This is a genomic window from Streptomyces sp. NPDC023157, from assembly GCF_055560575.1.
Genome location: NZ_JBVHIL010000006.1, coordinates 645,732 through 658,366 on the forward strand (window position 1 = coordinate 645,732; position 12,635 = coordinate 658,366).

Annotated in this window: 12 protein-coding genes; 4 read left to right on the forward strand and 8 right to left on the reverse strand. The window is 70.0% G+C overall.

The window, feature by feature from the left end; translation table 11 throughout:
* Positions 1 to 47 precede the first annotated feature (47 nt).
* From ACZ3ZE_RS24660 to ACZ3ZE_RS24695, 8 genes are all read right to left on the reverse strand, one after another.
* On the reverse strand, positions 48 to 800 hold the full coding sequence (locus tag ACZ3ZE_RS24660) for a hypothetical protein (RefSeq protein WP_361166438.1): 753 nt from the start codon (positions 798 to 800) through the stop codon (positions 48 to 50).
* A gap of 41 nt (positions 801 to 841) precedes the next feature.
* The gene (locus ACZ3ZE_RS24665) at positions 842 to 1,114 is read right to left on the reverse strand and encodes a 2Fe-2S iron-sulfur cluster-binding protein (RefSeq protein ID WP_361166435.1); all 273 of its coding nucleotides are present in this window, start codon (positions 1,112 to 1,114) and stop codon (positions 842 to 844) included.
* Positions 1,115 to 1,191: 77 nt separating this feature from the next.
* Positions 1,192 to 2,328, reverse strand: a complete 1,137-nt coding sequence (locus ACZ3ZE_RS24670; RefSeq protein ID WP_467260689.1) for an NAD(P)/FAD-dependent oxidoreductase — start codon at positions 2,326 to 2,328, stop codon at positions 1,192 to 1,194.
* Complete coding sequence (locus tag ACZ3ZE_RS24675; protein ID WP_467260692.1) at positions 2,325 to 3,323, reverse strand: 2-dehydropantoate 2-reductase; 999 nt, start codon at positions 3,321 to 3,323, stop codon at positions 2,325 to 2,327. The genes ACZ3ZE_RS24670 and ACZ3ZE_RS24675 overlap by 4 nt, the downstream gene beginning before the upstream one ends.
* 170 nt (positions 3,324 to 3,493) lie before the next feature.
* Positions 3,494 to 4,096 carry a TetR/AcrR family transcriptional regulator gene (locus tag ACZ3ZE_RS24680; RefSeq protein ID WP_361166426.1) on the reverse strand — a complete coding sequence of 201 codons (603 nt, stop codon included), beginning with the start codon at positions 4,094 to 4,096 and terminating at the stop codon, positions 3,494 to 3,496.
* A gap of 226 nt (positions 4,097 to 4,322) precedes the next feature.
* Complete coding sequence (locus ACZ3ZE_RS24685; RefSeq protein ID WP_467260695.1) at positions 4,323 to 5,093, reverse strand: SDR family NAD(P)-dependent oxidoreductase; 771 nt, start codon at positions 5,091 to 5,093, stop codon at positions 4,323 to 4,325.
* Between the two features lie 34 nt (positions 5,094 to 5,127).
* A complete protein-coding gene (locus tag ACZ3ZE_RS24690; protein WP_363291801.1) occupies positions 5,128 to 5,823 on the reverse strand; it encodes an HAD family hydrolase in 696 nt (231 codons plus the stop codon).
* Positions 5,824 to 5,956: 133 nt separating this feature from the next.
* Entirely contained in the window at positions 5,957 to 6,946 is a 990-nt protein-coding gene (locus ACZ3ZE_RS24695; protein ID WP_467260698.1) for a ScbA/BarX family gamma-butyrolactone biosynthesis protein, read from the reverse strand.
* A gap of 268 nt (positions 6,947 to 7,214) precedes the next feature.
* Here ACZ3ZE_RS24695 and ACZ3ZE_RS24700 point away from each other — a divergent pair, with 268 nt between their 5' ends.
* From ACZ3ZE_RS24700 to ACZ3ZE_RS24715, 4 genes are all read left to right on the forward strand, one after another.
* The gene (locus ACZ3ZE_RS24700) at positions 7,215 to 7,910 is read left to right on the forward strand and encodes a ScbR family autoregulator-binding transcription factor (RefSeq protein ID WP_361166414.1); all 696 of its coding nucleotides are present in this window, start codon (positions 7,215 to 7,217) and stop codon (positions 7,908 to 7,910) included.
* A gap of 213 nt (positions 7,911 to 8,123) precedes the next feature.
* Positions 8,124 to 8,252, forward strand: coding sequence for a DUF6408 family protein (locus tag ACZ3ZE_RS24705; RefSeq protein WP_467260702.1), 129 nt, complete (start codon positions 8,124 to 8,126; stop codon positions 8,250 to 8,252).
* Between the two features lie 162 nt (positions 8,253 to 8,414).
* The gene (locus ACZ3ZE_RS24710; RefSeq protein ID WP_467260704.1) at positions 8,415 to 10,472 is read left to right on the forward strand and encodes a DNA/RNA helicase domain-containing protein; all 2,058 of its coding nucleotides are present in this window, start codon (positions 8,415 to 8,417) and stop codon (positions 10,470 to 10,472) included.
* A gap of 108 nt (positions 10,473 to 10,580) precedes the next feature.
* Positions 10,581 to 12,476 (forward strand): DNA/RNA helicase domain-containing protein, encoded by a 1,896-nt coding sequence (locus tag ACZ3ZE_RS24715; protein WP_467260706.1) that lies wholly within the window; start codon positions 10,581 to 10,583, stop codon positions 12,474 to 12,476.
* Positions 12,477 to 12,635 lie beyond the last annotated feature (159 nt).

Genomic DNA, 12,635 nt, shown 5'->3' on the forward strand with positions numbered 1-12,635 from the left:
GCCGCCGGTGGGGCGGCGGCGTCACGCGCCGTGCGGACCGGGCAGGATCAGACGGCCGTCTTCTCGTCCGCGGCGATGGTGTTGTCGGCGAGCTCCTTGAAGTAGAGGGCCAGGATCGTCTGGTGCTCCTCCAGGTACTTCTTGAAGGCCGCGATGTCCTGCTCGTCACGGATCAGGTGGCGCACGGCCGCCCAGACCTCGCCCGGGTGGTCATCGTTGATGTCCGTGTGCGAGTGGCTGATCTGGCCGCCGATGTTCTTCTCGCCGATGGACTCCTTGAGCGCGACCAGCTTGCGCGGCTCCAGCTTCACGTTCACGTACTCGACCAGGTAGGAGTACGCGACCACGCCGAGCGGACCCTCGTGGTCCAGGAGGTACGAGAAGTAGCCGGCGAGCAGCTTGGTGGAGAGGTACGGCTCGGTGGCGAGGAACTCCTCGCGCGAGACGCCCACCTTGGCGAGGTCCTGGATGAAGAGCTCGTCGTGGAGCATCTCCTCCATCTCGTAGTTCGCCCAGACCTGAGCCGCCTCGGGGCTCTGCTTGGCGATCTCGGTGAGCGCCTTCGACTCGGCGACGCGCAGCAGGCGGATGCGCCAGGCGGTCTCTATGAGGTTGCGCTTGTAGTACTCGGAGTCGACGTTCTTGCTCTCCAGGTGGGCGGCCTCGGGCACGTTGGCGTACCACTCGACGACCTGGGCGTCGATCTGCCGGTCCATCTCGGCGCGCAGCTCCACCGCGGCGGCGGCGCTGAGGAAGGGCTTGCGGTTGCCGTAACCCACATGGGACACGCGGTTCTTCATGACTCTCCTCGTCAAAGACCTGTGGTGCGTTTACGGGCGGGCTAGTTCTCCACGACGCGAACGGTCGCGGAATCCAGGAGGCGGCACTGGCAGGCGAGACGGTGGTTGCCGTCCGCCCAGCCCAGGTCCTCCAGGAAGTCGGTCTCCTCGGGGTCGCTCTCCCCGAGGGCGTCGAAGCCGTCGATGACCTCGACGACACAGGCCCCGCAGGCGCCGGAACGGCAGCCGAACGGGATCAGCGGCTCGGACGTCTCGTACTCGATGTCCGTCAGCGGCGAGCCCTGCGGGAGGGCTATCTCCACGCCGTCGGGCATGAGTGTGAGTGTGTTGAGCTTCATCGCTTCCAAGTCCCCTCTGGGCGGGTCGAAGTGGTGGGGGCGCCTCAGGCGGGTCAGACGGGCACGGCGACCGGGACGGCCTCCGCGACCGGGGCGGCGCTCATGGGGGGTGCGGTGATCGCGGCCGGGGCGGTGCTCGCGGCCTCGGCGGCCGCCGGGGTCTCCGGGGCCCCCGCGGCCTGCGCGCCCGCGGGGGGCGTGTCGGACGAGTGCTCCGGGGCGAGCCGCTGGCCCGGGCGCAGGGCCACCGCGGCGTGGTTGACCGCGGTGCCGGCCTCGCCGAAGCCGACGGAGATCAGCGGGACCCGGCCGGGATAGGTGCAGCCGTCGCCGACCGCGTACACCTGCGGCAGGTTGGTCCGCATGGACTGGTCGACGCGGATGCGCCGGTGTTCGAGCTCCAGGCCCCAGTCGGCGACCGGGCCGAGCCCGGACGAGAAGCCGAGCGCCGCCACCAGCGCGTCGGCCGGCAGGTCCAGGATCTCCTCGCCCGCGCGGACCTCGACCCGTTCGAGCCGGTCCGTGCCGTGGCAGGCGACGACCTGGGCGTCGGTGACGACACGGACCGGGGAGGCGTGCAGCTGCCGGACGCTGTAGTCGTGGGCGCGGAAGGTGTCCCGGCGGTGCACCAGGGTCACGCTCCGGGCGATCGGCGCCAGGGCGAGCGCCCAGTCCACGGCACTGTCGCCGCCGCCGACGACCACCACGTCCCGCCCGGCGTGGTCCGCGAGCCGCGGCACGTGGTAGGCGACGCCCCGGCCCTCGTACGGGATGGAGCAGGGCAGCTTGCGCGGGACGAAGCGGCCGAGCCCGGCGGCGATCACGACGGCGCCCGCGTGCACCCGGGTGCCGTCGTCGGCGCCGAGCGTCCAGCCGGGCCCGTTCGGGGTGAGGCTGACGGCCGTGCGGCCGAGGAGGTGGGTGGTGTCGAAGGGTGCGGCCTGCTCGAGGAGGTTGTCGATGAGCTGCCGGCCCTTGATGCCGGGGTGTCCGGCGACGTCGTAGAGCAGCTTCTCGGGGTACATCGCCGAGACCTGACCGCCCGGCTCGTCCAGCGCGTCGATCACGGCGACCGACAGGCCGCGGAACCCGGCGTAGTAGGCGCCGTAGAGCCCGGCGGGCCCGGCACCGACGATCGCGACGTCCACCGTGGTCTCGGTAGTCTCGGTGGTCTCGGTACGGGTCGTCATGCCGCGCTCCCCTCGGTACGGCGCTCGGCGGCGCGCTGTTCGGCGGCGCGCGCCTCGCGCAGGCCGAGGACCTGGTAGAGGAAGCCGTTGACCGGGGTGGCGACGCCGTGGCTGCCGCCGAGGCGGACCACCGCGCCGGTCCACGCCTCCAGTTCGGAGGGCAGGCCCGCGGCGATGTCGCGCTGGAGCGACGAGGTGCCCTCGGCCGGCTGCCGGTCGACGAAGTCGAGGGTGCTGGTGACGATGTCGTCCGGCAGGACGGTGCCGGCGGCCCGCGCGACCCGCTGGATCTCGGACATGGCGTCCGCGAGCAGCCGTCGGGTGCCCGGCCGGGAGCGGAGCGCGCCGATCGGCGCGTCGGTCACCGAGCCGAGGCCGCCGAACGGGGCCACGAAGAGGAACTTGGCCCAGAGTTCGGCCCAGATGTCCTGGGGCACCACGGCGGTGACCCCGGCCTCGTCGAGCGCCCGGCGGAGGGTCTCGACCCGGTCCGACGCACGGTTGTCCCACTCGCCGAAGGTCAGCGAGCCGAGGCCGCCGACGTGGCGGATCCGGCCGGGCCCGGAGAGGTACGTGATGATCTTCGCGCTGCCCGGCAGCACCGCGTCCCGGCCGACGGCCTCGGCGACCTCGGCCGGCGCCTCGACCCCGTTCTGCGTGGTGAGGACCGCCGTGCCGTCCTCGACCAGCGGCTTCAACAGGGGCAGGGCGGACGGCAGTTGCCAGGTCTTCACGCCGAGCAGCACGTAGTCGACCGGGCCGATGCCGGCGGGGTCGTCGGTGGCGCGCAGCGCCGAGGCCGGGACGGAGAAGCCGCCGGACGCCTCGGCCCCGGCACCCTCGGGGCCTTCGGGACCCTCGACGGTGAGTCCGTCGCGCCGGAGGGCCTCCAGGTGGCGTCCTCGCGCGACGAACCGGACGTCATGTCCGGCCGCGGCGAGACGGCCACCGAAGTAGCCGCCGATACCGCCGGCCCCAACCACCGCTACTTTCACGGACTTCCCCGTTTCTCTGCGATGCGCCAAGCGAGCCCGATGGGCCCACGCCCCGGAGGCCGGATCGCCCCCGACGCCATGAACCATACAGAACGCTCGCTTTGTTTTTCTAGTGGTTTCCGGCTCTGCTCACAGAAAGCGAGCCCCCGGACACCTCCCGGGGGCACCCGTCACGCCTCGTCGAACAGAACCCCCGCGAGGGCCAGCCGCCAGATCCGCTCCAGTCGCTCCGCGACCGTGCGCGTGACACTGACCGACCCCGCCCCACCTGCCCTGACCTGCGATTCCGCACCGGCCAGCAGGTACACCACCATGTCCGCCACGGTCTGCCGGACCTCTTCGACATGGGCCGAGCGGCCCCCCTCGTACGCCTGGCCGAGCTGATCGCGCACGGCCGGCAGCCAGACCTCCACCCAGCGCCCCACGCCCCCGGGGCGCTCCCGCGCGAGCCGTACGGAGGACCGGACGACGAGGTCCTCCTCCAGCAGCCCCACGAGCCCCACGGTCAGTCCGATGACCGCCTCAAGGCCGGGCGCCCGGCCCTCGCACAAGCGGTCCACCAGGGCTTTCGTGATGGCCAGCCCCTCTTCCTCGACGGCGTCGGCCAAGGCCGCCTTGGCGGGAAAATGAAAGGTCAGGGCCCCCATCGAGCAGGCCGCCAGCTCGCTGATGTGCGACAGTCTGGCGCCTTCGTAGCCGGCCTCGTCGAACTCCGCAGCCGCTGCCCGGACAAGCGCGCCGCGCGTCCGCACGGCTCTCCCCTGGATCGCCATCCACGTGCTTCCCTTCCATGCCTCCGATGCCCCCGCGCCTTCTGACCCTCAAAAAATAGCAAGCGTTCTGTATTTTTGTGTGCTGCGGTTGGCATTGACGTAAAAACCGGCGGACACGGGGGCAGGGCGCGGGAAGCATGCGGGCAGCATCCGGGCGGCACCGGGCAGCACCGAGGGGCGGCCGGGAAACCCCGGCCGCCCCTCGGACTCCACTGCCTCCGCGCGCCTACAGGGCGGTGGACCCGCCGTCGACGGCCATGGCGGTCCCGGTGACGAACGAGGACCGGTCACTGCACAGCCAGGCCGCCGCCTGGGCGACCTCGTCCGGCGCGGACATGCGGTGCTGCATGGAGTCGGACAGGAAGGTCTCCTCCAGCCCGGGGTGCGCTTCGAGGACGTCGTCCATCATCTCGGTCCTGGTACTGCCCACGACGAGCGCGTTGACCCGGATCCCCTGCCGCGCGTAGTCCAGGGCCGCCGCCTTGGTCACCCCGATCACCGCGTGCTTCGCCGCGACGTACGCCGCCGAGGCCCCGGTCGCCTTCTGCCCGGCGACGCTCGACGTGTTGACGATCGAACCGCCGGAGCCGCCCCCGAGCATCACCGGCACCTGGTGGCGCATGCAGTTCCACACCCCGCGCAGGTTGACGTCGACGGTCCGCTCGTACGTCGCGTCGTCGATCTCGTGCAGGGGTACCCCCGCCGTGGCGTACCCCGCGTTGTTGAAGGCCGCGTGGAGTCCGCCGAAGGTGTCCACGGCGGTCGCGACGGCCCGCTCGACCGCCGCGGAGTCCGTCACGTCCGCGGCCACCGCGACGGCCCGCCCGCCGGCCGCGCGGATCTCCTCGGCCAGCGCGTCCAGACGCTCCTTGCGCCGGGCCACCAGCACCACGGCGGCCCCCTCGGCGGCGAACAGCCGGGCGGCCGCCGCCCCGATGCCGCTCGATGCGCCCGTGACCATGGCCACCTTGCCGTCCAGCAACTTCATCCCGCTCATGCCCTCGCCCTGCCCCTCGCCCGTACCGTCGTCATCACTGTCCCGACCCGGAGGCCGCCGCCTCCGCGTCGAGGGTCCTCAGCAGCTCCTCGTCGACCGCGTGCAGCGAGTCCACCACGTGCCGCACCCCGGCCTCACCCATCAACTGGCGCTGGAAGCTGTGCTCGAAGGAGCTCGGGTGCCCGATGAACGGCATCCCGAGCCGCCCGGCCTCCTCCCCCACCCGGGCCACGTCGTCGATGACGAGCACCTGGTCGAAGGCGAGCCCGAAGTACTCCGTGGCGATCTCCCGCAGCCCGGGCCGGAACCCGTCGGTGCAGATGTAGCCCGGCTCGTCGAAGAGCCCCGCGTGCTCGCCGAGGAAGGTGTCGAAGTGGTCCTTGGCGAGCCCCCCGTAACAGACCGTCGCGAGCCCCGCCCCCCGCAGCCGCCCGAGCAGCTCGACGGCCCCGTCACTCATCCGCACCGGATGCTCGGCGACGAACCGCGCCCGCTCCTCGAAGTACGCCTCCAGCGCCTGCTCCCCGGTCATCGACCCGCCGATCGCCTCGGCCATCAGCCGCCCGGCGACGGCACGGCGCTGGGAGAAGATGCTGCGCTCGATGTCGGCGGTGTACGAGACACCCCGGCTGACGAGGAAGTGGTGGATGACCGGACTGAAGGTGTCCTCCAGCATGACCCCGTCGATGTTGACGGCACAGAGACGCAGATGACCGAGCGGCTGACCCATGACGAACTTTCCCCCTGCTGAACGCAACTGAACTGAACTGCACTGCACTGCACTGAATGGAACTGACCCGACTCGTACACAGCCGAACGCGACCGACCAACTGATCGACCGCTCGTCCGATCAATCGATCCTGTCACCGGCCCCGGCAGCTGCGCGGGCCGGGGATCTTGCCGGCCCGGCGGGACGGCCGGAGCGGGGTGGCGGTGACGAGCGCGCTGAAGGCGGAGACGCCGTTCTGCTCGGCGTCGACCCGCACGCGCCCGGCGACGCCGTCCGTGCCCGCCATGTCGGCCTGGATCCAGCACCGGGCGTCGAACTCGACGTACTGGGTGAAGACGACGTCCATGGCGGAGGCGATCACCGGCCGGTTCCCGGCGGCGGCGTGCGTGGCCTGCCGGGCGGCTTCGAGGAGCAGCATGCCGGGGGCGTGGTCGACGGGGTGGTCGAAGAGGAACGGGTGCGAGTGGTCCACGCGCAGCTCGGTGCGGAGCGGGGCGTTGGTGGGCGAGAGCACCACGTCGGCGAAGCGGGAGCGGGCGACCTGGCCGGGCGCCATCGGCGGGGCCAGCGGGACGGACCGGCGGACAGCCTCGGCGATGTCGGCGTACGGCCCGCGCAGCCTCGGGTAGACGGCCGGCGACATGTTGGAGAACGCGGTCTCGACCCATCCCAGCTCCGCCCCGTCGACGCGCATCTCGACGTGCATGCGCACGGAGACGAGCCGCCCTCCCCGGCGGACGACGTCGGAGCAGCGGATGTCCAGCTCGACCTCGGCCGGACCGCCGGTGGCGACCAGGGCGGCGGGGTCGATCTCGTACCGGAAGGTGCTCCAGGTCTGGCGGTGCCCGAAGGGCACGTCGTAGGCGACGTGGCTGAGCAACGGCACGGTCTGGCGCACGGATTCGGCGATGAGCAGCGGGTCGTGGTGCCCGTTGACCGGCCCGTAGAAGGCGTGGTCGACGGGCCAGCGGGCGGTGACCCGGAACCGGTCGGGCCCGACGGGGAACCACCCGGTCAGCAGCACTTCCGACTGCACGGTCTTGTGGACGTACTCCCGAGGTATGGAGGTGGCGAGCAGATCGTGCAGGTCGCTTGGGCTCTCGCTGGCGATGGTGACGGACATCTGGTTTCCCCCTGAGATGCATGGAATAGAGCTGGTGCGAGTGACAGACGCTGTTCCAGTGACGAAAATAAAGAATGCTCGTTTTGTTTTGAGCAAAGAAATAGTAAAGGAAGGCTCATTGCTTACCCAAGCATTTTCAGCCAGCTGCGCCATTTCTGGACATGCCCAGCAATAAGCCCCTCTGCATACCCCGCCCTCGCGAGGAGGTTGGCAGCACCATCCATCCCTGCGTAACATAAGAAATGTTCTGTTTGTTCTAGGAGGTACCGTGGCGCAGCAGCCGAAGCAGGAGAGGGCCATCCAGACCCGCAAGGAGATCCTGCGGGCCGCGGCCGTCGTCTTCGACAAGTCGGGCTTCGCGGGTGCGAGCATCAACCGCATCCTGCAGGAGGCCGACCTCACGGCCGGGGCGCTGTACTTCCACTTCAAGTCGAAGGAAGACCTGGCCCGCGCCGTCATGAACGCGCAGCCGGACTCGATCGTTCCCTGGCTCTCCTCCGAAGGCCTCCAGCGCCTCGTGGACATCACCCTGGTCTGGGCCCACCAGCTCCAGACCGACGTCCTCCTCAGGGCCGGCGTCCGCCTCACGAGCGAGCAGGGCTCCTTCGGCTTCCGCGACATCGCCCCGTACCAGGACTGGAGCCGCATCATGGCGGACTGCCTCCGGGTCGCGGTCGAGAAGGGCGAACTCCTGTCGGGCATCGAGCCCACGGAATTGGCCGAATTCGTCGTCGAGTCCTGTACGGGCATGCAGACCTATTCAGCCGTCGCGAGCGAGGACCGCGCCGACCTGGTCGACCGCGTCACCCGCATGTGGCGCCTCCTGATGCCCGGCATCGCGGTCCCCACGGTCATCGCCCGCACCGAGGTGAACCCGACCCGAGCCCAAACAGCCCTCCACGAAGCCACCACCTCAGCGGCAACGGCAGCCACCGCAGCCATCCAACCACCCACCACAGCCTGACCGTTGACACGGTCCCCCGGTCGTCGTTCCTCGCCCCCGCACACCTCTGCATAAGTTAACGTTGTCCCGCACCGCGTGTCCTCCCGGAGGACGCACGCGACGTGGCCCGCGCATACGCAGGTCTTTCGGTTCGGTGACTCGAGCCCATGGAGCGCTCCCGGCGGGAGTCATCCGGCATCCGTCACCGGTCACAACCGAAGGGGACGTATCCGTATGGCTGCCGTCGAGCACATGCCCAAGCGCCGCAACTGGGTCCGCGATGTCCTGGTGGGCGTCACGGCGGGCTTCGGCTCGAACCTGATGTGGGCGTTGGTGCAGGTCGTGGTGCACCGCCTCGGCTGAGCCGGGCGGCGGGCGGGCTTCCGGGGCCCGCCCCACCTCGTCACGGACCCGGGTTAACCTACCGACTGTCATTGCGGCCCGACGGGCTTCCGCTCCATCTCCGTGGAGCCACGAAGGACATGCCCCCACCCGCGCGAGTCCTCTCGTGCCTGGGGAACCCTCGTGCTCTTGCAACTGTCCGCGGCCGAGCTCGGTCCGCTCGTCGTCGCCCGCGCCGGGTCGGCGCATCTCCCGCTCACCGAGCGGCTGGTCGAGGCGCATTCCGAGGTGAAGGGGCGAGCGGCCGACCAGGGCGACGTGGCCGCCTGGAACAACAGCATCCCCGTCGTGGTCGAAGCGCTGCTGCGGTCAGGTCTGGGCGAGGTGCAGGTGCAGATCGAGGTCGACCTGCCCCACACCAATTCCGCGGTCGACCTGGTGCTGTGTGGCCGGCGCCCGGGCACGGGAACGGACTCGTACCTCGCGGTCGAGCTGAAACAGGTACGGCACGCCACGGTCGACCCGCGATGCCCGATCGCCGTCGATCTCGGGTTCGGCGACGGGAGGAACAAGCTCCACCCCGTACGCCAGATCCAGCGCTACTGCGAGTACATGGTGCGCTATCTCCCTCACCTCAGGGAGAGCGACGACCGCCTGACGGGTGTGGCACTGCTCCACAACGCGCGGGACTCGGACGTCGAGGCCCTCTTCGACCTGCCCGAGAGCGACCACGGCTTTCTCTACACGCTCGACGACCTGGACCGCTTCCGGCGCCTCCTCACCTCGAAGTTCACCCCCGCATCCGGAGAGCGAGCAGCACGCGCCCTGGAGGAGGCCCGCCGAGACCCGTTGCTCAAGGTCACCGACGTGGCGCGGCAGCGGTCCGTCACCGGTGGCGGTCTCACCCTCCTCGACGAGCAGTACGTGGCCTTCGACCGGATCACCCGCCACCTGGAGAAGGCCGCACCCCGCTCCGGCTTCGACATCGGGCTGTTCTACACCCCCGAGCCGGCCCACATCGCGGCTCCCGGTCCCGACCCGAAGCGCGTGTACATCCTTCGCGGCGGCCCCGGCAGCGGCAAGAGCGCCGTGGCACTCGAACTGCAGCGCGCGCTGGGACTCAAAGGCCGCGAGGCCGTCCTCGCCAGCGGCTCCCACGCCTATACCGAGACCTTGCGCGAGATCCTGATCAGTACCGCGCGCCACGGGCAGGTGTCGGCCAAGACCAAGGCGGCCCAGAAGCTCTACCGGTACTTCAACAGCTTCACCGACACTCCTCCGGACAGCGTCGACGTCCTGATCTGCGACGAGGCCCACCGGCTGCGGCGCAGCTCGACGCACCAGTGGATGCCGACGGAACTCCGCGACGACGACCGGCCCCAGGCCACCGAACTGATCAGGGCAGCCAAGGTGCCGATCTTCCTGCTCGACGACCATCAGTCGATCCGCCCCGACGAGGTGGGCACCGCCGACTACCTCAAGCAACTTGCCGAGGACAGCGGCTGCCAAGTCGAGGTGACGGACTTGGAGGGAACTTTCCGTGCGGGCGGCAGCAAGCGCTACCAGCGCTGGGTCCAGCGGCTGCTGGGCCTGGACACCTCGGATCCGGCCACCTGGCGACCGGACGGACGGATGTCGCTCATGCTCGCCGACTCCCCCGAGCAGATGGAACAGTTCATCCGGGCACGCGCCCTCGACGGAGCCACGGCACGTATCACCGCGGGCTTCTGCTGGCCGTGGAGCAACCCGGACGGAGAGCAGCTCGTCGACGACGTCCAGATCGGGCCATGGCGCCGGCCGTGGAACGTGAAGCCGCAGCACAGCGTGCCGCACGCCCCGAGGTCGGACCTGTGGTCCACGGATCGCCGCGGTATCGGGCAGATCGGCTGCGTCTACACGGCCCAGACCTTCGAGTACGACTGGAACGGTGTCGTCATCGGCCCCGATCTGCTGTTCCGCGACGGGAAGTTCCTGGTGAACCGGACCGCCTCACGCGACCCTGCCTTCCGCTCCTCGGTCGACGACGCGATCGTCGACCGGTGCGTCCGCAACGCCTACCACGTGCTCCTCACGCGCGGGGTCGTCGGCACCGTGGTCTACGCGGTCGACCCGACGACGCACAACGCGCTGCGCAGACTCATCCCCGGCACCATCGGCTTGCAGCACTACGACGGCGAACAGCCGAGGCTGACCGCCGAAGGAGCACAACTGCCACCTGCCCACCGCAGACGGCACGGGTAGCCTTGATCCCGTCGTAGCTGCGGCCCGCCGGGCTTCCGACTCCGCCAGGCGGAGTAAAGGACATGCCCCCACCCGCACGAGTTCCTTCGTGCTGCCCGGGAGCGTCCCTTGCTGTTCCGCGACTCCGCCGCCGCGGTCGCCGCCGAGTGCCTCTCCGGTGCTCTCTTCTTCCGTATGACAGAGCAGTTCGTCCACGTGCACGGCCACAAACCCGGCACCTCCGAGATCCGCTCGTGGGAGCGGAGCATCCCCGTGCTCGCGAACGCGCTCAACGACGCGGGGCTCGGGCAGGTGGAGATGCTCCTCGAGTACGGACTGCCGCTGAACAGCAAGCGGGCCGACGCCGTGCTGGCCGGGCCGCACCCGGAGACGGGCCTGCCCTCGTACGTCGTCGTGGAGCTGAAGCAGTGGAGCAGCGCCGAACCGGACGACGACGATCCGTCGCTGTGCCGCGTCGACGCGTACAGCCGGGCCGTACTGAACCCGGTCGAGCAGGTGCGCGGCTACTGCGAGTACCTCATCTCCTTCAATGGAGCACTGGCCGGCCATCCGGAACGTGTCAGCGGCGCCGCCTATCTGCACAACGCCACCGAGTTCGGGGTCAGCGGGCTCTTCGAGATCGAACAGGACCAGCACGGGCAGCTCTTCATCGGCGCACGACGCGGCGAGTTCATCGACTTCCTGCGTACGAGACTGGGGACCGCCGGCGGCGCCTCGGCCGCCGACGAGCTCCTCGGCGGGAAGATCGGCCCGTCCACGCAGCTCATGAAGGTGGCCGCCCAGGAGGTGCGCGAGCGCGAGCAGTTCGTCCTCCTGGACGAGCAGCGGATCGCGTACCGCACCGTACTCAACGCAGTCCGCCGCGCGAAGCGTTCCGACCACAAGGAAGTCGTGGTCGTCACCGGCGGGCCCGGCACGGGCAAGAGCGTCATCGCCCTCTCCGTCCTCGGCGAGCTGTACCGCCAGGGGATCAGCGCACTGCACGCCACGGGCTCCAGTTCGTTCACGACGACGATGAGGAAGGTCGCGGGCAACCGGAAGCCCGCGGTGCGGGACCTCTTCAAGTACTTCAACAGCTTCATGGACGCCGAACGGAACGGTCTCGACGTTCTGCTCTGCGACGAGGCCCACCGCATGAGGGAGACCTCGGCCAATCGCTACACGCGTGCGGCGAACCGCACCGGCAAGGCCCAGATCGAGGAACTCATCGACGCGGCACGCGTCCCGGTCTTCCTGCTGGACGAACACCAGGTCGTACGGCCCGGCGAGATGGGTACGGTCGCGGAGATCGAGGCCGCCGCCGCGAAGAAGGGCCTCCGATGTGAGGTGGTGCCGCTGGACAGCCAGTTCCGGTGCGGCGGCAGCGACGCCTACCTGCGATGGGTGGTGCGACTGCTGGGCCTCGAGCCGGGCGGTCCGGAGCGGTGGGAGCCCGACGACAAGATGCGGCTCGCGCTCGCGGACACCCCCCAGGAGATGGAGGCATTCCTCGACGCCCAACGCGCCGAGGACTACAGCGCCCGGATGTCCGCGGGCTACTGCTGGAAGTGGACGAAGAAGGTGGCACCCGGGCAGGCACTGCCCGCGGATGTCGTCATCGGGGACTGGTCACGCCCCTGGAACGTGTTCGGTGACCGCGCCGTCGACGGTGCGCCCCCGGCCGCGCTGTGGGCGACCGATCCGGCCGGCTTCGGGCAGGTCGGCTGCGTGTACACGGCGCAGGGCTTCGAGTACGACTGGAGCGGTGTCATCATCGGCCCCGACCTGGTGTGGCGGGGCGACCGCTGGGTCACCGACCGTACGGCGTCCAAGGATCCGGTCTTCAAGAAGTCGACTTCGGACGCGGACGTGGACCGGCTCATCCGCAACACGTACAAGGTGCTGCTGACACGCGGCATGATCGGCACGGTGCTCTACTCGACCGACCCGGAGACCCGGGAGAAACTGCGGGAGCTGACCGGCGCCGCGACGCAGACCCGGCAGCCGGTTCCTGTGACCGTGTAGCCGGACCGGCCGGGCTCTCACGAGCCCGGCCTCGCGATCCACCGCGATCCCGCCGGCTCTTCTTCCCGTAAACGCAGAAAAGCCCCGCACCATAAGGTGCGGGGCTTTCCCACAATGATTGTTCGGCGGCGTCCTACTCTCCCACAGGGTCCCCCCTGC